Raw genomic sequence first — 23,757 nt, forward strand, 5'->3', positions numbered from 1 at the left:
ACTATTTAGTCGTGATCGTCTTAATAATCGGTTTACCAAATATGGTGTCATTATGGCGCGAGGATTCCCGTGCGAACGGGAAGGCCGCATGCTCATGGCGCCCTGGTTCTGAACGGGCGACCGCGCCTCCAGGAGATACCGATGCCGAAGAACGCCAACCTCACTCTCGCCGGCCCCGATCTGGCAGCGCTGCTGTGCAGCCGCGTCTGCCATGATGTCATCTCGCCGGTCGGAGCGATCAACAACGGGTTGGAACTCCTCGACGAGGGCGGCGCCGACGAAGACGCGATGGAACTCATCCGCACCAGTGCGCTCAACGCCTCGGTGCGTCTCAAGTTCGCCCGGCTTGCCTTCGGCGCTTCCGGCTCGGTGGGCGCCTCGATCGATACCGGCGAGGCGGAAAAGGCCGCGCGCGACTTCGTTGCCGCAGAGAAGAAGACCGAACTCACCTGGAACGGCCCGCGGGCGATCATCGCCAAGAACCGCGTCAAGCTTCTCCTCAACCTCTTCCTCGTCGCCTACGGCGCCATTCCGCGCGGCGGCTCGATCGATGTGACGCTCGAAGACCCCGAATTCGAGGTGAAGTTCCGCATTGTCGCCAAGGGGCGGATGATGCGCATTCCCGCGAAGTTCGCGGAAATTTGCTCCGGCACCATCGAGGAGGCGATCGACGCCCATTCGATCCAGCCCTACTACACGGTACTGCTTGCCGAGGAATGCGGCATGGAGATCAAGTACTACCAGACGGACGAGGAAGTCGTCTTTACGGCCGAGCTCGTGCCGGTAGCCTGATTGGCCAGTACGCTGCCAAATCGGTGGTCGCGCCGGGGACAACTTGCCTCGGCCGGATGTCGACGAACCTGCTCCACAGCGGGACAAAGGACGGTAACCTTTCCTTAGCGGTCTCGCGTTAGACTACCTATTGGCCCAGTGCTGCAATTCGGGGTGGAAAAACGGGAGTCTCTGATGCAACGTCTGATGATCGCAGACAGTTCGGATATCGTCCGCAAGGTCGGCAAGCGTATCCTTTCGGAGATCGGCTTCCTCGTTCTCGAGGCCGCCTCCGCCCGCGATGCGTTGCTGCGCTGCGAGACCGAGCTTCCCAATATCATCATCGTCGATGCGGGCCTCGACGGGGCGCTCGATCTCATCACCAACATCCGTGCATTGCCGGACGGCAAGAGCGTGCTCATCTACTACTGCGTGATCGAGGCCGACCTGAAGACGATGATGGCCGGCAAACGCGCCGGAGCCAACGAATTCCTGCTGAAGCCGTTCGACCGCCAGATCCTGACGCAGATCTTCACCGGCAAGGCGATCGCCGCCTGATCTGACCCGGAACATATTCGCGCATCTGCCCGTCCGCCCGGTCCCGCCGCGGCGGACGAATTCTTTCGAGCGTGGGGGAGTCGCGGCAATTGCAGGCAACAAAAAAACCTGCCCCGAAGGGCAGGTTCCAGGAATGCGGGAAGGGGAGGGCTTTGTCAGGCCGTTTCCATGTATTCCGAACCGTCCGGCTCGCGCAGGACGTAGCCGCGGCCCCAGACCGTTTCGATGTAGTTGGCGCCGCCGGCGGCGTTGGCGAGCTTCTTGCGAAGCTTGCAGATGAAGACGTCGATGATCTTCAGTTCCGGCTCATCCATGCCGCCATAGAGATGGTTCAGGAACATTTCCTTGGTGAGCGTCGTACCCTTGCGGAGCGAGAGAAGCTCCAGCATCTGGTATTCCTTGCCGGTGAGGTGCACGCGCTGGCCGCCGACTTCGACGGTCTTGGCGTCCAGGTTCACGATCAGTTCGCCGGTGATGATGATCGACTGGGCGTGGCCCTTGGAGCGGCGAACGATGGCATGAATGCGGGCGACGAGCTCGTCCTTGTGGAACGGCTTGGTCATGTAGTCGTCGGCGCCGAAGCCCAAGCCGCGGACCTTGTCTTCGATGCCGGCCATGCCGGAGAGAATGAGGATCGGGGTCTTGACCTTTGAAAGACGCAGTGTGCGCAGGACCTCGTAGCCGGACATGTCGGGCAGGTTCAGGTCGAGCAGAATGATGTCGTAATCGTAGAGCTTGCCGAGATCGACGCCTTCTTCACCGAGGTCGGTGGTATAGACGTTGAAGCTTTCGGATTTGAGCATCAACTCGATGCTCTGCGCTGTGGCGCTGTCGTCTTCAATGAGTAGAACCCGCATAATTATCCCCTTTACCGCCGCCGAAAGGTCGAGTTGGCCCCCTACGCGATACGGATCCAGTCGTTGCCTGATTTGAAGGCTGCCACCAAATGGTTAACAAATTCTGATTCCCTCTGGCAAGGAGTATCGAATTTATTAAGCAAAGATACCAGTCTCCTGTTTTTTCACAGATTTCGGGCATCGCCATAAGTGAATCAACTTGCGAGGAAAACGCGCTAACCGATTCATTTGACTCATCATTGTCGCAGGTCATTTTCAGACCCTGGCATTTACCGACCCTTAAATGATCGTCCCTATCATTAACGATGCCCGTAAACGAAAGGTTACCAGCGGTAGTTTTTTGTTAACCCCGGCGGACTTTTGCAGACACTGATTCGTCTGATCGGCATGGGCAGTTCGTTTTGAGCATGTGTGGCGGGGGGTCTCGCATCACGGGAGTATTGCGTATGAAGTCGCGTGAGAGCCTATTGCGCCTGAAGGAATTTCAGGTCGCCGAGAAGCGTCGGCAATTGCAACAGCTGCAGACTATGATGTCCGAATTCGATCGCATGGCGAAGGAACTCGAGAACCAGATCATCGTCGAGGAAAAGAAGTCCGGCATTTCCGATCCGAACCATTTCGCCTACCCGACCTTTGCCAAGGCGGCACGCCAGCGGGCGGACAATCTCCAGATCTCGATCCGGGAGCTGAAGGTCCAGCAGGACGCAGCCGAACTGGCGCTGGAGGAGGCCGAGGCCGAAATGGCGAAGGCCGCCGCGCTCGGAGAGCGCGACAGCCAGATGCGCGCCCGGGCGTAGGCATTCGCCTTCGGGGCGTTCCTGAACGAGTTCGCAGTGCCGCGACTTCTGGTCGCGGCATTTTCTTTTTCGGATCGGGATATCGGCTGAAGCCGCCTGTCGGCAGATCAGAACTGAATGGCGTCCTTCCATTCCGGATGGCGGTTCGCCTGGGCGCGGAAGAAGGGGCAGAGCGGGATGATCTTCCAGCCTCCCTTCCGGGCCGCCTCGACCACGTGGGCCGCCAGCGCCTGACCGACGCCCTTGCCGCGAAGAGCGTCCGCGACCTCGGTGTGATCGACGATGATGAGGCGAGGGGAGGTCCGCGAATAGGTCATGACGGCATCGGCACCGTCCAGCGTCGCGCGGTAGCGACCACCTGATCCACTTTCTTCGTGGCTGAAATCCATCTTCCTGCTCCTCGCCGCGTGACGGTGCCGTATGACGGCGCCGCGCTGGCACTTTGACCGGCCGCCCGCGTTTCAATATGGGAGGTGGATTGTAAAACGAAAAGGCGCTCGATGTGGTCGAACGCCGGATCGCGGGAGGAGTGCTTCGGCCCGGAGGGGCCGCCTGGTGCCGCTCAGTGGCGGTACTGCTGGATGCGGGTGGTGCGAAGGCCCGGCAGGCCGTGGTCGTTGATCGAAGACTGCCAGGAAAGGAACTCCTCGACCGTCAGCGTATAGCGCTCACAAGCTTCCTCGAGGCTCAAAAGGCCACCACGTACCGCGGCGACGACTTCCGCCTTCCGCCGTATGACCCAGCGGCGCGTATTGGCCGGGGGTAGATCGGCGATGGTCAGTGGACTGCCATCGGGGCCGATGACGTATTTTACTCGCGGGCGGATCATATCGGTCATTGGACTCTCTACACATACTCAAGACCACACGAGCGCATGCTAGCCGGGCATCTTTAAAAATTGCCTAAGCAGGCAGTTACGATTTGATAAGAATTCTACCATTCCTCCGACTGCGGCATTCGCTGCGTGTTTCCGCGACTGCCGTTGCGTAAATTTGAGCGGAATGCATAGGAGTCATTCCTAAAGAACAGTATTCGTTCTCGCTAAATCGTGTACAAGGCCTACAACAACGCGGAAGGAAGTGCATTTTCTTCGCCGCGAGACCTTCGTTTCGACGCGTGCTCCTTCATCCGTCCATGCAGACGGATCGTTCTTGAGCCTCGGTCGCGCGGGCCAACTGAATTTCGTCATCGACAGCCATTTTCAAAAAATGCCCGCGAGGGCATAAGGACATCATGTTCAGAAGCCACAATCACGCATACCGCATGTCAGACGAGACGCCCGTCGAGAAAGAGCATTCCGTCGAGGAAAAGCTTTCCGGCATGTCGCGGCGCTTCGGGCTGGACTTCTATCTCGTTTCCGCGTTTCCCGGCTCGCTCGTCCCGACGTTCGCCGCGGGTGTTGTCATCTCGAACTGGCCTGCCAGCCTGATCGAGGCCTACGACCTGAGCGGATTTTATAAGGAGAGCGAACTCGTTCGGCGGCTCGGAGAGACAATGCGGCCGGTTTCCTTTTCGGAGTGGCCGTTTGCCGACCGGCATCCGCCCGGCAAGGCAGCGGTGATCGACGTGTCGGACGGCTTCGAAAGAACACTCGCCTTCGCTATCCGGGACCATGATCACCAGCGGCTGATCTTTGCCTTTTCCGGAAGGCGGCGCCCCCTCGACGAAAACGAGATCGCCACGCTCTATCTTTCCTGTCTCACACTCATCGACGACGGCCTCGGCCGCTTGCGCCGGCCGTCGCTGCCGACGGAGCCGCTGAGCGGGCGCGAACTCGACTGCCTGCGGTGGGCGGCCGAGGGCAAGAGCAGCGATGAGATCGCCGTCATCCTCGACATTTCCGCCCACACGGTCGTCAGCTATCTCAAGAACGCCCTGCGCAAGCTCGACGCGGTCAACCGCATGCAGGCGATCGCCCGCGCCTGCCGTCTCGGACTGATCTAGATCATCACCGCCGAAAGCTCCGTCCAGCCGTAGCCGAACTGTAGCTCAGCGCTGCCCCCGTGCCGGAGCGAGAGTTCGTCTCCCGCCGAGAACCAGGTCAGGGCGGTGACGGACTGGAGCGTCTCGGCCGAGAGGGCAGGGCCCCGGATCGTAGCGACGTTGGTGGTTCCGTTGACGCTGAGCGCGATCTCATGTCCGGACGAAGACAGCAGGTCGGCACTGACACTCACCTGATAGATGCCGGTCGCCGGAACGGTAAGCGCGTGGCCGGGACCGGAGCCGAGGGCCGGGCCGAGAGCGAACCCGCCCTGGACGACGTGAAGGTTGTCGAAGCCCGTATGGCTTCCGTCGGCCGGTGTGAACGTCGCGGCGGCGAGCGAGGCGCGCACGGCCGGACGTCCGGTCATTTCGACGACGCCGCTCGGGGAGATCGCGAGAGCTGTTGTCCAGGTGTCGCCATCGGGGCTCACCTTGACTGCGAAGGCGTCGGAGCCCGTAAGTCCCATCTCGGCACGTCCCTGCCAGCCGGACTGGAAGAGCAGCGAGGCTGTATCGGCGGTGGCGGCCTTGTTGATCTTTACCTGATGGCCGTGGCCGGCATGGCTGAAGAGGCTGGCATCGGCCGCGACGGCGAGCCTGTTGTAGCCGTCGGCCGCCGTATTGACGCCGAGCGTCTCGACTACGGCATCCGGCGGCAGCGGCAGGTCGATCCAGGCGCTCCCGGAAAAAACGGCCAGTCGCCCACGCTGAAGGTCGAAGGCACGCCAGCCGGCGCGGGGCGCAATGAAGATCCATGCGCCGTCCTGGCGAAAGGCAAGCCTGCCTTCCTGGCCGGTCCACTCGCCGGCCGCAGGTGCCGTCGGCCAGTAGCATTCCCCTTCGGCAGCATCCGCCGGCGGCGACGATGGCGTGCCTGCGATCACCAGCTGGACGAGCGCGTCGAGCCGCTGCAGCGCCTCGTTGTGGGTGACGTGCTTCTGGGCTTGCGCGGCGAGGAGGTAGGGCAGGGCGAGATTGGCTGTGGCGTCGGTCATGGTCGTGCTTCTCCGGTTGATGCGCCGGGCCGATGACGGGCTGATGCCGGCACGGGCCGCGACGCAGGTTCGGAGCATTGTCCTATGGCCTGTGGGAGGGTGAACGAAAACGGGTTCCCTTCTTTGAAAGAAAAGGACTTTTCGCCCCGTACCACCACAGGGATCGCGCAATTATACCGGCTGGCGTTTGCCCCAGGCGACGAAGGAGGGATTGGCGAAATCGCTATCGGCCGCCTGTGCCACCTTGCCGTAGCGGAGCGGCAGGCCGTCGAGGTCGAGCGTCGCGCCGCCGGCGGCTCTCAGAACAGCGTCGCCTGCGGCGGTGTCCCACTCCATCGTGCGGCCGAAGCGCGGATAGACGTCGGCGACCCCTTCCGCCAACAGGCAGAACTTGAGGGACGAGCCGACGGACGTGCGCGACGAGACCCGGTGCCGGTCGAGGAAGGCTTCGGTCTCCGGGGTGCTGTGGGAACGGCTGGCGACGGCGAGCATGTCATCCGCGACCGGGCGGGCGCGGATGACCTTGCGGGCGGATATGGTGAAGTCGGGCCCGACGACGAGCTTCTCCGCGCCTGTCGACGATCCGCTGTAGGCGATCCCCTTGGCCGGAGCGTAGACCACGCCCGCAACCGGTGCGCCCTCGACGACGAGGGCGATGTTGACGGTGAAGTCCTCGCGGCCGTTGACGAATTCCTTCGTCCCGTCGAGCGGGTCGACGAGGATGAACGTCCTGCCCGCGATCTGCGGCACCTCTCCCGCGGAGACGGATTCCTCCGCGACGACCGGCACGTCCGGCAAGGCCTCGCGGAGTGCCGCCAGAATGATCCGCTCGGCGCGCTCGTCGGCCTCGGTCACCGGCGAGGCGTCACTCTTCAGCCTGATGGTCGCCCCGGCTTCGAAGACTTCCATGATCGCCCGACCGGCGGTGATCGCCGCCTTTTCGAAGGTGTCCAGTATCTGCATCCCGCGTTCTCCTTCTCCGCCGCGCTCCGGGACAAGCCGCAGTGCGAGAATGCGGCTGGCCGTCAGCGTTAAGCTATGGCAGGATTGATGAAAAGCCGATGGGTGTTCTCGGCTGCCGTTTTCATCGGAACCGGTGGTCCACCGCTTCCTCCGGGCGCCACGCGCGGTCATCGCCACCGCCGCGGACTGGCCGCATGGCGACATTTCCTCTCCGGCAATTCCGCGAGATTCCCGGCGATGACTATTTCCGAAGCAATTTACGTCGCTTTTTTGGGTAGTTTGCCGCGGAAATCACCAAATCTGTGGGGGAAACCAACAAAATGTGCGCGAGAAAGCTTTTGCGCTTCACATTTTCAGCGAAAACGCTATCAAATCCCGTCACGCCAAAAAACCCTGAACGGGGAAACGAAAAAGGGACGCGTTGACGACCGCGTCTGGGGGATAACATATGGAGTATTTCGTCCAGCAGCTCATAAACGGGCTGACTCTCGGGTCTATCTATGGCCTGGTGGCCATCGGCTACACCATGGTTTACGGCATCATCGGCATGATCAACTTTGCCCATGGTGACATTTTCATGCTCGGCGGCTTCGCCGCCCTGATCGTCTTCCTCATCCTGACGTCGTTCTTCGCAGGCATTCCGGTTGCGCTCGCGCTGCTGGTGATGCTGATCATCGCGATGCTGATGACGGGTCTCTGGAACTGGGTGATCGAGCGCGTAGCATACCGCCCGTTGCGCGGTTCCTTCCGGCTTGCACCGCTCATCACCGCAATCGGCATGTCGATCGTGCTGTCGAACTTCATCCAGGTCGCGCAGGGTCCCCGCAACAAGCCCATTCCGTCGCTCGTCAACGACGTCTATCATCTGGGCGCGGTCACCGTTTCCCTGAAACAGATCATCATCGTCGTCGTCACGGCGGTGCTTCTGTCGATCTTCTGGTACATCGTCAACAAGACGCCGCTCGGCCGTGCGCAAAGAGCGACCGAGCAGGACCGCAAGATGGCGGCGCTCCTCGGCGTGGACGTCGACCGCACCATCTCGATCACCTTCGTCATGGGGGCGGCGCTGGCAGCGGTCGCCGGCACCATGTACCTGATGTATTACGGTGTCGCCTCGTTCGCCGACGGCTTCACTCCCGGCGTCAAGGCCTTCACGGCCGCGGTTCTCGGCGGTATCGGTTCGCTTCCCGGCGCGGTTCTCGGCGGGTTGCTGATCGGCCTCATCGAGTCGCTCTGGTCGGCCTACTTTACGATCGCCTACAAGGATGTCGCGACCTTCGCGATCCTGGCTTTCGTGCTGATCTTCAAGCCGACCGGCATTCTGGGCCGTCCTGAAGTCGAGAAGGTGTGATCCGATGGCGAATACTGCAACCGTGCACAACACCGCCCAGTCGGGTCACCTCGTGAAGGCCTTCAAGGAAGGCATCTTCGCCGGCGTGATCGCGCTCGGCATGTTCATCCTCTATATCGGCATCAAGACCGACCAGGACATTTCCAACACGCTGATCTGGTATCCGCGCTGGGGCCTGCTCGCCATCTTCGTCGCGATCGCCGCAGTCGGCCGCTTCCTGATCGTCGGCTTCTTCTCGCCCTGGGTCGCCCAGCGCAAGGCGAGCCGTTCGCAGGTTCCTGTCCACGAGGTCGAGGCGAAAGCGTCCTTCTTCCACCGGCACTTCCTGAAGATCGCCCTGCTGGCGCTGGTTCTCTATCCGCCGGTCATCGTGTCGACCTTCGGGGTCCAGGGCTCGCTGAAGTTCGTCGACAACTTCGGCATCCAGATCCTCATCTACGTGATGCTCGCCTGGGGCCTCAACATTGTGGTGGGCCTCGCCGGCCTGCTCGACCTCGGCTATGTCGCCTTCTATGCGGTCGGCGCCTATTCCTATGCGCTGCTGTCGCAGCAGTTCGGGCTCTCCTTCTGGGTCCTGCTGCCGATCTCCGGCATCCTGGCGGCCTTCTGGGGCATCATGCTGGGCTTCCCTGTCCTCAGGCTTCGCGGCGACTACCTCGCGATCGTGACGCTCGCCTTCGGTGAAATCATCCGTCTGGTGCTGATCAACTGGACCGACGTCACCAGGGGCACCTTCGGCGTCTCGGGCATCCCGAAGGCGACACTGTTCGGCATCAAGTTCGACGCTTCGCCCGACGGTTTCGCCAAGCTCTTCGGTCTGCCGATGTCCTCGGCCTACTACAAGATCTTCCTCTTCTACCTGATCCTCGCGCTCTGCCTGCTGACGGCCTATGTGACCATCCGCCTGCGCCGCATGCCGATCGGTCGGGCCTGGGAAGCGCTGCGCGAAGACGAAACCGCCTGCCGTTCGCTCGGCATCAACACGGTGACGACCAAGCTGACCGCCTTCGCCATCGGTGCGATGTTCGGCGGCTTCGCCGGCTCCTTCTTCGCCGCCCGTCAGGGCTTCGTCTCTCCGGAATCCTTCGTGTTCCTCGAATCGGCGGTGATCCTGGCGATCGTCGTTCTCGGCGGCATGGGTTCGCTGACGGGTATCGCGGTCGCCGCGATCGTCATGGTCGGCGGTACCGAACTGCTGCGCGAAATGGAGTTCCTGAAGCAGATCTTCGGACCGGACTTCACGCCCGAGCTCTATCGCATGCTGCTCTTCGGCCTTGCGATGATCATCGTTATGCTCTTCAAGCCCCGTGGCTTCGTAGGCTCGCGTGAACCCACCGCCTTCCTCAAGGAGCGCAAGGCGGTATCCGGAAGCTTTACCAAGGAGGGTCACGGCTGATGACCTCCGGAACCGAACACATGACGAATGACAACATCCTGAAGGTGGAACATCTGTCGATGAAATTCGGCGGACTGATGGCCATCAACGATCTCTCCTTCGACGTCCGGCGGGGTGACATCACCGCCCTGATCGGACCGAACGGCGCCGGCAAGACGACCGTGTTCAACTGCATCACCGGCTTCTACAAGCCGACGATGGGGATGCTCACGCTGACCCAGCGTTCGGGCAAGCAGTACCTGCTCGAGCGCCTGCCGGACTTCGAGATCACCAAGCACGCCAAAGTGGCGCGTACCTTCCAGAACATCCGCCTCTTCTCGGGGCTGACGGTGCTCGAAAACCTGCTGGTCGCACAGCACAACGCCCTCATGCGGGCGTCGGGCTACACCGTTCTCGGCCTGCTCGGTCTGCCGGCCTACAAGCGGGCGGCCAAGGAGTCGGTCGAGAAGGCTGCGCACTGGCTCGAAAAGGCCGATCTCGTCGATCGCGCCGACGATCCGGCGGGCGATCTGCCCTACGGTGCCCAGCGGCGTCTCGAGATTGCCCGTGCCATGTGCACCGATCCGGAACTCCTCTGCCTCGACGAACCCGCAGCCGGTCTCAACCCGCGTGAATCGGCGGCTCTCAACACTCTTCTTCACAGCATCCGGGGCGATACCGGGACCTCGATCCTGCTGATCGAGCACGACATGTCCGTGGTCATGGAGATTTCCGACCACATCGTGGTGCTCGAATACGGTCAGAAGATCTCGGACGGCACGCCGGATCACGTGAAGAACGACCCGAAGGTCATCGCGGCCTATCTGGGTGTCGAGGATGAAGAGTTGGATGAAGCGATTTCTGAGGTCGAAGCCGTATCGGGAGGGCAGAACTGATGTCCACTGAACCGCTTCTCAAGGTAACAGACGTCGAGACCTACTACGGCAACATCCGCGCGCTCGGCGGGGTGAATGTCGAGGTCCGGCAGGGCGAGATCGTGTCGCTGATCGGTGCCAACGGTGCCGGCAAGTCGACGCTGATGATGACGATCTGCGGCAGCCCGCAGGCGCGTGCCGGCCAGGTCATCTTCGACGGCACGGACATCACCCGGATGCCGACGCACCTGATCGCGCGCCGCCGCATCGCCCAGTCGCCGGAAGGTCGCCGCATCTTCCCGCGCATGACCGTCTTCGAAAACCTGCAGATGGGCGCCGGGCTCGACAACCTCAAGTATTTCAACGAGGACGTCGAGAAGATCTTCACGCTCTTCCCGCGCCTGAAGGAACGCCAGCACCAGCGCGGCGGCACACTTTCGGGCGGCGAGCAGCAGATGCTGTCGATCGGCCGCGCCCTGATGGCGCGTCCGAAGCTCCTCCTCCTCGACGAACCCTCGCTCGGCCTCGCTCCGCTGATCGTCAAGGGCATCTTCGAGGCGATCAAGAAGCTCAACAAGGAAGACGGGCTTACCGTCTTCCTCGTCGAGCAGAACGCATTCGCGGCGCTCAAGCTGTCCGACCGCGCCTATGTGATGGTCAACGGCCAGGTCACCATGAGCGGCACCGGCAAGGAACTCCTCGCGGACCCGCAGGTTCGCGCGGCCTACCTTGAAGGCGGCCATCACTGATCGGGTTAGGGGGAATTTGACATGCAAGGATTGTTTTTCGAGACCGACACCGGCGTCCGCTACGTCCTGCGGTTCCTGGTCCTGCTGCTCGGTTTCTGGACCGCGTGGCGGACGGGCAAGGCCGTCGCCGAAGGCTGGCAGCACTATCCGACGGTGATCGTCTATACGCTGCTGCTGGGAGTGGTGATGCGCTTTCTGCATTACGCGCTCTTTCAGGGGCCGTTCATCAGCCCCTTCTATTATGTCATCGACGTCGTTCTGCTGTTGATCTTTGCAACGGCCGGATACCGGGTCCGACGGACCCGTCAGATGGTCGATAATTACTACTGGCTTTACGAGAAGACCTCGGCCTTCTCGTGGAAGAAGAAAGATTGACAGCCACGTTTTTCTTGTCACAGATTGCCGACAAGAAGGGCCTGGCTCTCAATACAGAGTGGAACAGATTTCCGGCGCAGTGATGGTGGGTATTGCGCACGGTTTCAGAAACCTAACCTGCCTAAAAAATTGGGAGTAACAATATGAAGAAGCTTCTTCTTTCTGCTGTTGCGCTGACGGCCATGGTGGCCTACGGCGGCAGTGCCTGGGCCGAAGTGCTCGTCGGCGTCGGCGGTCCGCTGACGGGTCCGAACGCCGCTTTCGGCGCTCAGCTCCAGAAGGGTGCTGAACAGGCTGCAGCCGACATCAACGCTGCCGGCGGCATCAACGGCGAACAGATCAAGATCGTTCTCGGCGACGACGTTTCCGACGCCAAGCAGGGCGTTTCGGTTGCCAACAAGTTCGTCGCTGACGGCGTGAAGTTCGTGGTCGGTCACTTCAACTCCGGCGTTTCGATCCCGGCTTCTGAAGTCTACGCCGAAAACGGCATCCTGCAGATCACCCCGGCCTCCACCAACCCGCAGTTCACCGAACGGGGCATGTGGAACACCTTCCGTACCTGCGGCCGTGACGACCAGCAGGGCGCGGTAGCTGGCGCCTATATCGCCGAGAAGTTCAAGGATACCAAGGTCGCCGTCGTTCACGACAAGACCCCGTATGGCCAGGGTCTCGCGGACGAAACCAAGAAGGCAATGAACAGCCTTGGCATCACCGAAGTCATGTACGAAGGCATCACCGCCGGCGACAAGGACTACTCGGCCCTGATCTCCAAGATGAAGGAAGCCGGCGTCGGCGTCGTCTACTTCGGCGGTCTGCACACCGAAGCCGGCCTGATCATGCGCCAGATGGCCGATGGTGGCCTCAAGGCGACCCTGATGTCGGGCGATGGCATTACCTCGAACGAACTGGCTTCGATCGCCGGCGACGCCGTCAACGGCACCCTGATGACCTTCCCGCCGGATCCGCGCAAGAACCCGAACGCAGCTGACGCCGTCAAGAAGTTCCGCGACGCCGGCTTCGAACCGGAAGCCTACACCCTCTATTCCTACGCTGCCCTGCAGGTAATCGCAGAGGCTGCCAATAAGGCCGGCACGAACGATCCGGAAGCTGTCGCTGCCGCGCTCAAGGAAAAGGGTCCGTACACGACCGTTATCGGCGAACTCGGCTGGAACGAGAAGGGCGACATCACGCGTCCGGACTACGTCATGTACACCTGGAAGAAGGGCGAGGACGGCAAGTACTCGTACTTCCAGGACTAATTCGATCCATCACCGGATTGACGGAAAGCCCGGCCTCGTGCCGGGCTTTCTGCGTTTCAAGTCCGGGAGCGGATCGGCCCTAACGCTCCTGCAGTCGCTGCAGGAGGAAGTCGGCACGGGCTTGGGGCGAGACCTTGGGCAAGACGACCGTGCGGTAGCCCAACTGCGGATAGAGTGCGAGCAGACGTTCATATTCTTCTTCGGCCGCCGGAAAGAGGTGCTGTCTTTCTGCGTCCGGGTGATAGATCTCACGCTAGGGAGGCGTCATGAAAACGGTGGAGTGGTATCGGTGCTGCCACGCGAGGTGACGCGTTGCCGCCGCATCGCCCGTCGCATGGGCGAGAGCGGCGTAGGCGTCGACCAGCCCCCTGTCGAAGAATATCCAGGGGCTGTTGCTGCTTTTGGCCAGCGCGCGATCCCGCTCGGCCAAAGAGATCGCTTCTCGTGCAAAGGCTTCGAGATCGACCCATGGCAAGGCGGAGCCGCCGCTCCTCAGCTGATCGGCGACGATCCTGCGACCCGGCTCATCCACCACAGCATGACCGCGTTCGGCGAACACTTCTAGAAGCGTCGACTTGCCGCCGCCCGAGCAACCGGAGATGACGACGAAGTTGTCCATGTTTCCTCCTGTTTCAATTGGGCATGTATCCGCTGCGACGATACCGAGCGGGAGCTCCTGCTCGGTCGCTTCCGAGACTGAAGATGTCTGCGGAGCTGGACGTTCCCTCACGCCTCATGCAGCACGTTCGCTGCCTTGACGGCGGCGGAGGCGCGGTTTTCGACGCCGAGCTTCACGTAGATTTGCTCCAGGTGCTTGTTGACGGTGCGGGCGGACAGGCCGAGGATTTCGCCGATGTCGCGGTTGGACTTGCCCTTGGCGATCCAGGCGAGAACCTCGGATTCGCGTGCGGTCAGGCCGAAGGTGCGGCGCAGGGCCTCGTCGCTGTTCTTCGTGCCGGCCGTCAGGCGGAAGAGATATTCGTCGGGTCCGATCACGCCGAGAAACGCAAAGTGCAGCAAGGCGTCGCCGGACGGCGGATACGAAAAGGCGGCTTCCCCGCCGTGACCCTGCTTCCCGCGGACTGTCATCCATGCGGCGACGGCGGGTGCCACGAGATCAGCACCATCGTCGCGGCCGGTCGCCTCGCGGATCAGCCGCGAGGCTTGTGGTGTCGACCAGCGGATGCCGCCGTCGGCGCGGAAGGCCACGAGATGGCGACCGGTGGCGTCGAGCGCCACGCGGGCGCTGCGGGCCGAGCGGGCATTGGCGAGATGCACCCGGATGCGGGCGCGCAGCTCGTCGATGTTGATCGGCTTCGTCAGGTAGTCGACGCCGCCCGATTCCAGCGCATGCACGACGTGCTCGGTTTCGGTGAGGCCCGTCATGAAGATCACCGGCACCTGCGCTACGGCCGGGTCGGCCTTCAGCCGGCGGCAGGTCTCGAAACCGTCCATCGTGGGCATCACCGCATCGAGAAGGATCAGGTCGGGGCTGATGCGCCCGACGATCGCGAGTGCCGCCTGCCCGGAGGTCGCGATCAGCACGGAGAAACCCGACTGTTCGAGCGCTTCGGTGAGGAAGCCGAGCGCGTCCGGGCTGTCGTCGACGAGCAGCACGATGTCGCGGGGTTCGAGTGCGTCAGCCACGGATTTCGGCCCTTTCCGTCTCGTAGGTCTTCAGGAGAGCGAGGTAGCCCGGAATGTCGAAGGACTGCACATGAACGCGCAGCGCCTCGGTGAAGGCGAGATGGTCCGGATTGGCGCCGATCTCGGCGAGCTTGGCCTCTATCCCCCGGATATAGCCGATTTCTCCGAGCCGCACGAGTTCGTCGACGTGTCCGGCCGCGGGCGGCTTCGGTCGTGCCGGCGCTTCGGCCCTTTTCGTCGCCACCTGCTCGTCGGCGTAGGTCCAGTCGAGGCCGAGATATTTCGCGAGCTTGTCGCGCAGTCGGCGCACGTCGACCGGCTTGGCGATGGTGTCGTTGTGGGCGTCGCTGCCGCCGTTCGAGATCGATCCGTCGCCGATATTGGCGGACAGCATCAGGATGGGGGCGGTCTGACCGGCCTCGCGTAACCGCTCCACGAGTTGCCAGCCGTTCATGCCGGGCATGGAAATGTCGACGAGGAAGAGGTCGGCCTTCACCCCCTCGGTCAGCGTCAGGCATTCCGGCCCGCCGGCGGCGGTCAGCACCACGAAGTCGAGCGGGGCCAGCACCTCGCGCATCAGGTCGCGGTGGTCCTCGTTGTCGTCGACGACGACGATGGTCCGGCGTGGGCCGGTGTAGGAGACGATCTTTCGCTCGGGCGCCGGCGCGGTGTTCGGCCGGTCGACGGCCGAGAGCATCAGCCGCACGCGGAAGGTCGATCCCCTGTCGCGCTCGCTCGAGACGCCGATCTCACCGCCGAGCGTATTGGTGAGGAGCTTTGTGATCGTCAGGCCGAGGCCGAGGCCGGGCAGGGGGCGGACGTTGTCGGCCTCGCCGCGTTGGAAGGGTTCGAAGATCCGCGTGAGCTCCTTTTCGGCGATGCCCCGCCCGGTGTCGGAGACCGTGAAGGTCGCCACCTGGCTGCGATAATCGACCTTGAAGGTGACGCTTCCGCGGTCGGTGAACTTGATCGCGTTCGAGAGCAGGTTGACGAGGATCTGGCGCAGCCGTTTCTCGTCGGTGCGGACATATTGCGGCAGCCCGCGGGCGCGCTCGTGCACGAAGGCGAGCCCCTTGGCCTCCGCCTGCGGGCGGAACATGTCGGTGATCTGGTCGAGAAAATCCTGGATGTCGAGCTCGTTCGAATAGACCTGCAGGCGACCGGCCTCGATCTTGGAGATGTCGAGGAGACCGTCGATGAGGCCGGAGAGGTGATCGGCGGAACGGCGGATGACCTTGATCGCCGACTGCCGCTTCGGCGGGATCGTTTCGTCACGCTCCAGGATTTGTGCGTAGCCGAGCACCGCGTTGAGCGGCGTGCGCAGCTCGTGGGAGAGGCCGACGACATAGCGGCTCTTGGCGCGGTTGGCGGCCTCCGCCGTCTCCTTGGCCGTCTGCAGGGCGGCGTCGGTCTTCCGGTGGGCGGCGATTTCCTTCAGGAGCAGCGTGTTCTGGCGGGAGGATTCCTCTTCTGCCACAACCCGGCTGTCATGGGCGAGCACGTAGAACCAGCTTGCGACGCCGGCAATCACCGAGAAGACGAAGAAGACGATCAGTGCCGTGCGGTCGACCACTGCCGCGGTCTCCGGCGAGGCCGCGCCGACCTGGTGGGCGATGAGCGTCAGGATGGCGCCGATGCCGGTGATCGCCACGATGGCCGTGAGGCCGTATCGTCCGAGCCGCGTCGACAACCTGGCGATGACGCTTTCCGGCAGAAACGAGCGGGCGACGGCCGCGGTCTGCGCGTCGAGCCGTGCATGCGGCTTGCACATGTCGTGGCAACGGCTGTCGAGCGAGCAGCAAAGCGAGCAGATGGGGGCGGCATAGGCCGGGCACCATGCCATGTCCTCCGGCTCGAAGGGGTGTTCGCAGATCGAGCAGGTGATCGCGGCAAGCTTCTTCCAGCTTTGCCGCGGCTTGCGGGCGAGATAGTAGCGGCCGCCCGTCGCCCAGGCGATCAGCGGCGCGATCACGAAGGCGACGAGCGTCACGTAGGTGGCGAGCGAGGCCATCAGTGGACCGAACAGCCCGAAATGCGCCGCAAGAGCCAAACCGCCGGAGGCGACGAGGGTCCCGAGGCCGACCGGGTTGACGTCGTGGAGATGGGCGCGCTTGAACTCGATGCCGGGCGGCGCGAGACCGAGCGGCTTGTTGACGAAGAGGTCGGCGGAGACGGTGCAGAGCCAGGACATGGCGACGATCGAGAAGATGCCGAGCGTCTCCTCGAGCAGCCTGTAGATTCCGAGCTCCATCAGCAGCAGCGCGATCGCCACGTTGAACACCAGCCAGACGACGCGGCCGGGATGGCTGTGGGTGAGCCGCGAGAAGAAATTCGACCAGGCGAGCGACCCGGCATAGGCGTTCATCACGTTGATCTTCAGTTGCGAGATCACCACGAAGCCGGCCATCAGCAGCAGGGCGGCGGTGTGGTTCGGGATCATGTAGCCGAAGGCCGTCACATACATCCGCGCCGGATCGGCGGCTTCGCCCACGGGCACGCCGGTCGAGAGCGTCAGCACGGCGAGGAAGGAGCCCGCCAGCAGTTTCGGCACGCCGAGCACGACCCAGCCGGCGCCGGCGAGGAAGACGGCGATGCGGTGATGCCACCGGCGCCCGCCCTCCGGCGGCAGAAAGCGCAGGAAGTCGACCTGCTCACCGATCTGCGGCATCAGCGCCAGGATGACGGCGGAGGCAGCACCGAAATCGACGAGATCGAAGGGCGCGCTCTCGCCCATGGCCGCGGCCGGATGACCGATGCCAGCAAAGGCCCGCCAGAGGTCGATCTTCTCCCAGTCCATGACGGCGATGAAGACGAAGGGCAGGATGTTGAGCACGATCCAGAACGGCTGCGTGACCAGCTGGAATTTGGAGATCAACCGGACGCCATAGGTGACGAGCGGAATGACGACCGCCGCGGAGACGATGTAGCCGATCCAGGGCGGCACGCCGAAGGCGAGGTCGAGCGCCCCGGTCATGATCGACGCCTCGATGGCGAAGAGCATGAAGGTGAAGCTCGCATAGATCAGCGAGGTGATCGTCGAGCCGATGTAGCCGAATCCGGCGCCGCGGGTCAGAAGGTCGATGTCGACGCCGTGGCGGATGGCGTAGCGGGTGATCGGCACGCCGACGAGCAGCATGACCAGCGCCGCCGCGAGGATCGCGAGAGAAGCGTTGGTGGTGCCGTAGGAAAGGGTGATCGTGCCGCCGATGGCCTCGAGCGCCAGGAAGGAGATGGCGCCGATCGCCGTCTGCGATATCCGCGACGACGAAAAGCGCCGGGCACCCTTGGCCGTGAAGCGGAGCGCATAGTCCTCGAGCGTCTGGTCGGCGACCCAGCGGTTGTATTCGCGGCGGACGGGGATGATGCGTTGGCGTGCGGCCATGCCTAAAAACTGGCGCCTTCTTTGAAATGACTATTGCCTAGGCATTTTCATGGGAATTGCGCGAATGGCAAGGGCGATTTGAGCGCAAGCGTTTCGCCTTGGATGTCTGTCCCCGGCCAGGATCATCGCCCGGATGTCTGCGGGCGCGCGGGAATTTCCGCTCGCCTTCCGATTCTTCTGCGCGAAACGGCTCGGCCAGCGAGATTCTCCTTTCGAGTTGTCAGCCCGTCCGCTAAGCGAGGTGGCAGGGAAACTCAGCGGAATGGGTCGGCCGAGATGATGGAGCTTTTCACCGCAGCCGGATTGGCGGCGTTTTTCGAGGTCGTGGCCATCGATCTCGTGCTGGCGGGCGACAATGCGATCGTGATCGGGCTTGCTGCCGCAGGCCTGCCGGCGGCGCAGCGGCGAAACGCAATTCTCGTCGGCATTCTCGCCGCCACCGTCCTGCGCATCAGTTTCGCGACCGTAACCGCCTTCCTCCTGACGGTCGTCGGTCTGCAGCTTCTCGGCGGGCTGATGCTCGCCTGGGTCTGCTGGAAGATGTGGTCCGAGCTGCGCAGCGTCGCGCACCAACCGCACAAGCTGGGGGAGACCGACGACACCGAGCTCACCATCAAGGAGAAGACCTTCCTCGTGGCGGCAGTGGAAATCGTCGTCGCTGATGTCTCGATGTCGCTCGACAACGTGCTCGCGGTCGCCGGTGCGGCCAAGGAGCACATGATCATCCTCGCCTTCGGGCTCATCCTCTCGATCACGCTGATGGGGCTTGCCGCCAACCTCGTCGCGACCCTGCTGCATCGCCACCGCTGGATCGCCTATGTCGGCCTCGGCGTCATCAGCTACGTGACGGTCAGCATGATCTATCACGGGTTCCTGGAGGTCTGGCCGGTCGCTCTCGGCTATCTCGGCTAATCGCCCGCTTGCGCATTCTTGGCGTCAGTACGCGCCGGTCGCCGAAAGGTGGCCGGCGTTTTCCGTTTCCCGGTCCCCGGCTCCGGATGGTGATCGCGCCGTTTCCGGTCAGCTTTCTGTCAGTGTCGTCCTGCTAGAACTCTTTCCATCGAAACGAAGCGACCACGCTTCACGAGAGCCGGGAGGAGAGAGCGATGAAAGGGATCGGGGTCGAAAGCCGGAGGAGGTACCCCGTCCTGCGCGCCGGAAACGAGGGTCATCCTTTCCGCTGAAGTTGCCGCCCGCCGTCCGATCGCCGCGCCATCGCCAAGGGAATGTCTCGCTCAGTCTGCCGCCAGGAGCGACACCCCCATTGCGCTCCGTCGATGCAGGATTCGGGCGAGCAAGAGGCCGTCACATTCCCTGAAATGTGACGGCCTCACCTTTGTTGCAGAACACGACCGCGATCATGCGGCGCGCGCTTTCCCCCTCGGCATACGTCAAACGACGTATGCCGTTTTGCATTGCAGCAGCCGATAGTTCCCCAAGCAACAGCGAGCGCCGGAAGGCGCGGTTGCTGAACTCACGAAGAGGGGAAAAATCAGATGAGACTGAAGGCACATCTTTCAGGCGCCCTGCTCGGCGCCATGCTGTCGACGACGGCGTTCACCGGCGCCTTTGCGGCCGACGATACAATCAAGGTCGGCGTCTTGCACTCGCTGTCCGGCACGATGGCGATCTCGGAAACGACGCTCAAGGACGCCATGCTGATGCTCGTCGAAGAGCAGAACAAGAAGGGCGGCGTTCTCGGCAAGAAGCTCGAAGCCGTGGTCGTCGACCCGGCCTCCGACTGGCCACTGTTTGCCGAAAAGGCCCGCGAGCTGATCGAGAAGGACAAAGTCGCCGCCGTCTTCGGTTGCTGGACCTCGTCGTCGCGCAAGTCGGTCCTGCCGGTCTTCGAAGAGCTGAACTCGATCCTCTTCTACCCCGTTCAGTACGAGGGTGAGGAATCCTCGCGCAACATCTTCTACACCGGTGCCGCCCCGAACCAGCAGGCGATCCCGGCCGTCGACTACCTCGCCAACGAGGAAGGCGTCGAGCGCTGGGTGCTCGCCGGCACCGACTACGTCTATCCGCAGACGACCAACAAGATCCTGAAGGCCTACCTGATGTCGAAGGGCGTCAAGGAAGAGGACATCATGATCAACTACACGCCGTTCGCTCATTCCGACTGGCAGACGATCGTCTCGGACATCAAGAAGTTCGGTTCGGCCGGCAAGAAGACCGCCGTCGTCTCGACCATCAACGGTGACGCCAACGTTCCCTTCTACAAGGAACTCGCCAACCAGGGCATCAAGGCCGAAGACATCCCGGTCGTCGCCTTCTCGGTCGGTGAAGAAGAACTCGCCGGTCTCGACACCGCGCCGCTCGTCGGTCATCTCGCCGCCTGGAACTACTTCCAGTCCGTCGACGCCGACGTCAATGCCGAGTTCATCAAGACCTGGCATGCCTTCACCAAGAACGACAAGCGCGTGACCAACGACCCGATGGAAGCCGCCTATATCGGCTTCAACGCCTGGGTGAAGGCCGTCGAAGCCGCCGGCACCACCGACACCGATGCGGTTCTCGACTCGATCATCGGCGTCTCCGTTCCGAACCTCTCGGGCGGCACCTCGACCGTCATGCCGAACCACCACATCACCAAGCCGGTGCTGATCGGTGAAATCCAGGCCGACGGCCAGTTCGAAGTCGTGCAGGAAACTCCGGCCGTCGTCGGCGACGAATGGTCCGACTACCTGCCGGACTCCAAGGACCTGATCTCCGACTGGCGCAAGCCGATGTCCTGCGGCAACTTCAACGTTGCTTCCGGCAAGTGCGGCGGCAAGGGCAGCTGATCGCTCATTCGGGTCCAAGAACCCCTCCCAACCCTCCCCACAAGGGGGAGGGCTTTAACCCAGCCGACCCGCCGAAGCCGATTGAAGCCCAGGTGGGTGCCGCAAAGTGTCTCCCCCCTTGTGGGGGAGATGGCCGGCAGGCCAGAGGGGGTAGTGCTTTTCCTGCCTCGTCGCAACGCCGGTTCCGTCAGGAAAAGGTGCTGGCAGGCGGCTGAGGGGGGCCTCAGGCACGGCCGCCCGCCAACCGGGGGACAAGAGAATGCTTATCCGTTTCATCACACTGATTTTTCTCCTTCTATCCATCACCACACCCTCCCTTGCCCAGTCCGATCCGAAGGCGTTGATCGACCAGCTCGGCAAGGCCAGCTTCAAGCAGGCGGAAGAGCTGATCGGCCAGATAGCGGCGACGGGCGACCCACGGGTCGTGCCGGCGCTCAACGCGTTTGGCGAAGGCGATCTCTATGCCCGCAAGTCCGATGGCGCGGTCTTCATCACCAAGGCGGCGGGGGCCAATTTTGCGCTGATCGATCCGCTGACCGGCGAGACGGCCGGCGAGGCGCCGAAGAGCGCCTTCACCAAGATCAAGGTCAACAACAATCTCCGTCGCGCCATCCGTTCAGCGCTCGGCGGGCTGACGCTGCTCAGCCCCGATCGTGCCGTGCGCCTTGCGGCAGCGCAGGCGGTCCTGCAGTCGCCGAGCGCGGAAAACCTCGAACTGGTCGAGGCGGCGCTCGCCAAGGAAACAGACGCCGAGGTCAAGACGCGCATGGAAGAGGCCCGCGCCGTGTCGGTCCTGGCCTCCGACCGCAGCGCCGATGAAAAGCGGGCCGCGATCAAAACCGTCGCCTCGCTCGGCGGGCGCGAGGCGATCGGCATCCTGATGTCGGTGTCCTCGACCATCGACGGGAGCCTCAGGCCCGACCTCGACTCTGCCATCTCCGGCATCGAGGGCCAGTTGCTGCTCTGGGATGCCGGCCAGAACGTCTGGTACGGGATCTCGCTCGGCTCTGTACTGCTGCTCGCGGCGATCGGGCTCGCCATCACGTTCGGCGTCATGGGCATCATCAACATGGCGCATGGCGAGATGGTGATGATCGGCGCCTATTCCACCTTCGTGGTGCAGCAGGTGATCCGCACGAATTATCCGGGACTGTTCGACTGGTCGCTGGCGATCGCGCTGCCCGTCGCCTTCCTGATCACTGCCGCGGTCGGCCTCGTCATCGAGCGCGGCGTCATCCGCTTCCTCTACGGCCGCCCGCTCGAGACCCTGCTCGCCACCTGGGGCATTTCGCTCATCCTGCAGCAGGCGATCCGCACCATCTTCGGCCCGACCAACCAGGAGGTCGGCAATCCGTCCTGGATGTCCGGTTCCTTTGCGCTCGGCGGCATGACCATCACCTGGAACCGCCTGTGGATCGTCTTGTTCTCGCTGACGATCTTCTTCGCGCTGTTGACGCTCATGAAGCGCTCGTCCTTCGGCCTGCAGATGCGCGCTGTGACCCAGAACCGCCGCATGGCCTCCTCCATGGGCATCCGCACCCCTCTCGTCGATGCCTTCACCTTCGCGCTCGGTTCGGGGATCGCCGGCATCGCCGGTGTGGCGCTCAGCCAGATCGACAATGTGAGCCCGAACCTCGGCCAATCCTACATCATCGACAGCTTCATGGTCGTGGTCTTCGGCGGGGTGGGCAATCTCTGGGGCACGCTGGTCGGGGCGCTCTCGCTCGGCGTCTTGAACAAGTTCCTCGAACCTTCGGTCGGTGCGGTTCTCGGCAAGATCCTCGTGCTGGTTCTCATCATCCTCTTCATCCAGAAACGTCCGCGCGGCCTGTTTGCGCTCAAGGGAAGGGCGGTGGAAGCATGATTGCCGGCTTCATCCTGCGCGCACTCGAAGGCAAGATCGTCATTGCCGTCGGCATTCTCGTCGCCTTCGCCCTGCTCATTCCGGCGCTCAATTTGCTGACGGCGCCGGGCAATCCGCTGCATGTACCGACCTACATCATGTCGCTGCTCGGCAAGTATCTCTGCTATGCGCTGCTGGCGCTCGCGCTCGACCTCGTCTGGGGCTATTGCGGCATCCTCTCGCTCGGTCATGGGGCCTTCTTCGCGCTCGGCGGCTATGCCATGGGCATGTATCTGATGCGCCAGATCGGCAGCCGGGGCGTCTACGGCGACCCGATCCTGCCGGACTTCATGGTCTTCCTCAACTGGAAGGAACTGCCGTGGTTCTGGTACGGCATGGACGTGTTCCCGGTCGCCATGGCGATGGTGCTCATCGTGCCGGGCCTGCTCGCCTTCGTCTTCGGCTGGTTCGCCTTCCGCTCCCGCGTCAACGGCGTCTATCTCTCGATCATCACCCAGGCGATGACCTATGCGCTGATGCTCGCCTTCTTCCGCAACGACATGGGCTTCGGCGGCAATAACGGCCTGACCGACTACAAGGAGATCCTCGGCTTTTCCGTTCAGGCGGACGGAACGCGCGCGGTGCTGTTTTCGCTTTCGGCGTTGTTCCTCGCCGTCTGCCTTGTCATTGCTTCGGCCATCACCCGCTCGAAGTTCGGCAAGGTACTGGTCGGCGTGCGGGACGCGGAAAGCCGCGTGCGCTTCCTCGGCTACCGGGTGGAGAACATCAAGCTCTTCACCTTCACCGTCTCGGCGATGATGGCGGGCATTGCCGGCGCGCTCTTCGTGCCGCAGGTCGGCATCATCAATCCGGGCGAGTTCGCACCCGCCAACTCGATCGAAGTGGTTGTGTGGACCGCAGTCGGCGGGCGCGGCACGCTGATCGGGCCGATCATCGGAGCGATCCTGGTCAACGTGGGCAAGAGCTACTTCACCGGCGCCTTCCCGGACCTCTGGCTCTTCGCACTCGGCGGCCTCTTCATCGGCGTCACGTTGTTCCTGCCCAAGGGAATCGTCGGCACGATCCAGCAGCGCCATGCGGCGCGCCGGGACCGCAAGGCGGCGGATGATGCCACCAACCATGACAAGGTATCCGACGCGGCGTTGCCGCTCGAACAGGCCGCGGAGTGAG

General features: G+C 62.9%; 21 protein-coding genes and 1 pseudogene. 14 read left to right on the forward strand and 8 right to left on the reverse strand.

Annotated elements, in window-relative coordinates; genetic code table 11:
- Window positions 1-141: 141 nt before the first annotated feature.
- Window positions 142-792 (forward strand): histidine phosphotransferase ChpT, encoded by a 651-nt coding sequence (gene chpT, locus DFR48_RS00125; RefSeq protein WP_114361155.1) that lies wholly within the window; start codon window positions 142-144, stop codon window positions 790-792.
- A 174-nt stretch (window positions 793-966) separates the two neighbouring features.
- The gene (locus DFR48_RS00130; protein WP_114361156.1) at window positions 967-1,329 is read left to right on the forward strand and encodes a response regulator; all 363 of its coding nucleotides are present in this window, start codon (window positions 967-969) and stop codon (window positions 1,327-1,329) included.
- 155 nt (window positions 1,330-1,484) lie between these two features.
- Here DFR48_RS00130 and ctrA read toward each other — a convergent pair whose 3' ends face one another.
- A complete protein-coding gene (ctrA, locus tag DFR48_RS00135) occupies window positions 1,485-2,186 on the reverse strand; it encodes a response regulator transcription factor CtrA (RefSeq protein ID WP_099058674.1) in 702 nt (233 codons plus the stop codon).
- Window positions 2,187-2,632: 446 nt separating this feature from the next.
- Between ctrA and DFR48_RS00140 the strand changes: the two genes are divergently transcribed.
- On the forward strand, window positions 2,633-2,983 hold the full coding sequence (locus DFR48_RS00140) for a flagellar export protein FliJ (protein ID WP_112688590.1): 351 nt from the start codon (window positions 2,633-2,635) through the stop codon (window positions 2,981-2,983).
- 107 nt (window positions 2,984-3,090) lie between these two features.
- On the opposite strand, the gene DFR48_RS00145 is transcribed toward DFR48_RS00140, so the two are convergent.
- Together DFR48_RS00145 and sciP are read right to left on the reverse strand one after the other, a co-directional pair.
- A complete protein-coding gene (locus tag DFR48_RS00145; RefSeq protein WP_114361157.1) occupies window positions 3,091-3,372 on the reverse strand; it encodes a GNAT family N-acetyltransferase in 282 nt (93 codons plus the stop codon).
- A gap of 173 nt (window positions 3,373-3,545) precedes the next feature.
- Complete coding sequence (gene sciP / locus DFR48_RS00150) at window positions 3,546-3,821, reverse strand: CtrA inhibitor SciP (RefSeq protein WP_112688600.1); 276 nt, start codon at window positions 3,819-3,821, stop codon at window positions 3,546-3,548.
- 425 nt (window positions 3,822-4,246) lie between these two features.
- Here sciP and DFR48_RS00155 point away from each other — a divergent pair, with 425 nt between their 5' ends.
- Window positions 4,247-4,927: a helix-turn-helix transcriptional regulator gene (locus tag DFR48_RS00155; protein ID WP_170141758.1), complete on the forward strand. Its 681-nt coding sequence runs from the start codon at window positions 4,247-4,249 to the stop codon at window positions 4,925-4,927.
- Here DFR48_RS00155 and DFR48_RS00160 read toward each other — a convergent pair.
- A complete protein-coding gene (locus tag DFR48_RS00160; RefSeq protein WP_114361159.1) occupies window positions 4,924-5,961 on the reverse strand; it encodes a DUF2793 domain-containing protein in 1,038 nt (345 codons plus the stop codon). The genes DFR48_RS00155 and DFR48_RS00160 overlap by 4 nt on opposite strands.
- A gap of 171 nt (window positions 5,962-6,132) precedes the next feature.
- Complete coding sequence (cysQ, locus tag DFR48_RS00165) at window positions 6,133-6,918, reverse strand: 3'(2'),5'-bisphosphate nucleotidase CysQ (protein WP_114361781.1); 786 nt, start codon at window positions 6,916-6,918, stop codon at window positions 6,133-6,135.
- Between the two features lie 454 nt (window positions 6,919-7,372).
- Between cysQ and DFR48_RS00170 the strand changes: the two genes are divergently transcribed.
- From DFR48_RS00170 to DFR48_RS00195, 6 genes are all read left to right on the forward strand, one after another.
- A complete protein-coding gene (locus DFR48_RS00170) occupies window positions 7,373-8,275 on the forward strand; it encodes a branched-chain amino acid ABC transporter permease (protein ID WP_114361160.1) in 903 nt (300 codons plus the stop codon).
- 4 nt (window positions 8,276-8,279) lie between these two features.
- Entirely contained in the window at window positions 8,280-9,671 is a 1,392-nt protein-coding gene (gene livM / locus DFR48_RS00175) for a high-affinity branched-chain amino acid ABC transporter permease LivM (protein ID WP_114361161.1), read from the forward strand.
- The gene (locus DFR48_RS00180; RefSeq protein ID WP_114361162.1) at window positions 9,671-10,546 is read left to right on the forward strand and encodes an ABC transporter ATP-binding protein; all 876 of its coding nucleotides are present in this window, start codon (window positions 9,671-9,673) and stop codon (window positions 10,544-10,546) included. The genes livM and DFR48_RS00180 overlap by 1 nt, the downstream gene beginning before the upstream one ends.
- Window positions 10,546-11,274 carry an ABC transporter ATP-binding protein gene (locus tag DFR48_RS00185; protein WP_114361163.1) on the forward strand — a complete coding sequence of 243 codons (729 nt, stop codon included), beginning with the start codon at window positions 10,546-10,548 and terminating at the stop codon, window positions 11,272-11,274. Before DFR48_RS00180 ends, DFR48_RS00185 begins: the two co-directional genes overlap by 1 nt.
- A gap of 21 nt (window positions 11,275-11,295) precedes the next feature.
- Window positions 11,296-11,649 (forward strand): DUF6867 family protein, encoded by a 354-nt coding sequence (locus DFR48_RS00190; RefSeq protein ID WP_114361164.1) that lies wholly within the window; start codon window positions 11,296-11,298, stop codon window positions 11,647-11,649.
- Between the two features lie 143 nt (window positions 11,650-11,792).
- A complete protein-coding gene (locus DFR48_RS00195; protein ID WP_114361165.1) occupies window positions 11,793-12,908 on the forward strand; it encodes a branched-chain amino acid ABC transporter substrate-binding protein in 1,116 nt (371 codons plus the stop codon).
- Window positions 12,909-12,987: 79 nt separating this feature from the next.
- Here DFR48_RS00195 and DFR48_RS00200 read toward each other — a convergent pair.
- The 3 genes and pseudogenes from DFR48_RS00200 to DFR48_RS00210 all read right to left on the reverse strand — a co-directional run bounded on the left by DFR48_RS00200 (window position 12,988) and on the right by DFR48_RS00210 (window position 17,937).
- Window positions 12,988-13,527 (reverse strand): annotated as a pseudogene (locus tag DFR48_RS00200) (AAA family ATPase).
- Between the two features lie 107 nt (window positions 13,528-13,634).
- On the reverse strand, window positions 13,635-14,555 hold the full coding sequence (locus tag DFR48_RS00205) for a response regulator transcription factor (protein ID WP_114361166.1): 921 nt from the start codon (window positions 14,553-14,555) through the stop codon (window positions 13,635-13,637).
- On the reverse strand, window positions 14,548-17,937 hold the full coding sequence (locus tag DFR48_RS00210; RefSeq protein ID WP_114361167.1) for a hybrid sensor histidine kinase/response regulator: 3,390 nt from the start codon (window positions 17,935-17,937) through the stop codon (window positions 14,548-14,550). Before DFR48_RS00210 ends, DFR48_RS00205 begins: the two co-directional genes overlap by 8 nt.
- A 279-nt stretch (window positions 17,938-18,216) precedes the next feature.
- Here DFR48_RS00210 and DFR48_RS00215 point away from each other — a divergent pair, with 279 nt between their 5' ends.
- From DFR48_RS00215 to urtC, 4 genes are all read left to right on the forward strand, one after another.
- Window positions 18,217-18,849, forward strand: coding sequence for a YjbE family putative metal transport protein (locus DFR48_RS00215; RefSeq protein ID WP_114361782.1), 633 nt, complete (start codon window positions 18,217-18,219; stop codon window positions 18,847-18,849).
- Window positions 18,850-19,433: 584 nt separating this feature from the next.
- Window positions 19,434-20,723, forward strand: a complete 1,290-nt coding sequence (urtA, locus tag DFR48_RS00220; RefSeq protein ID WP_114361168.1) for an urea ABC transporter substrate-binding protein — start codon at window positions 19,434-19,436, stop codon at window positions 20,721-20,723.
- 259 nt (window positions 20,724-20,982) lie between these two features.
- Window positions 20,983-22,587 (forward strand): urea ABC transporter permease subunit UrtB, encoded by a 1,605-nt coding sequence (gene urtB / locus DFR48_RS00225; RefSeq protein ID WP_114361169.1) that lies wholly within the window; start codon window positions 20,983-20,985, stop codon window positions 22,585-22,587.
- A complete protein-coding gene (gene urtC / locus DFR48_RS00230) occupies window positions 22,584-23,756 on the forward strand; it encodes an urea ABC transporter permease subunit UrtC (protein ID WP_114361170.1) in 1,173 nt (390 codons plus the stop codon). Before urtB ends, urtC begins: the two co-directional genes overlap by 4 nt.
- Window position 23,757: the final 1 nt, after the last annotated feature.

Source organism: Ciceribacter lividus (genome assembly GCF_003337715.1).
Taxonomy (GTDB): Bacteria; Pseudomonadota; Alphaproteobacteria; order Rhizobiales; family Rhizobiaceae; genus Allorhizobium; species Allorhizobium lividum.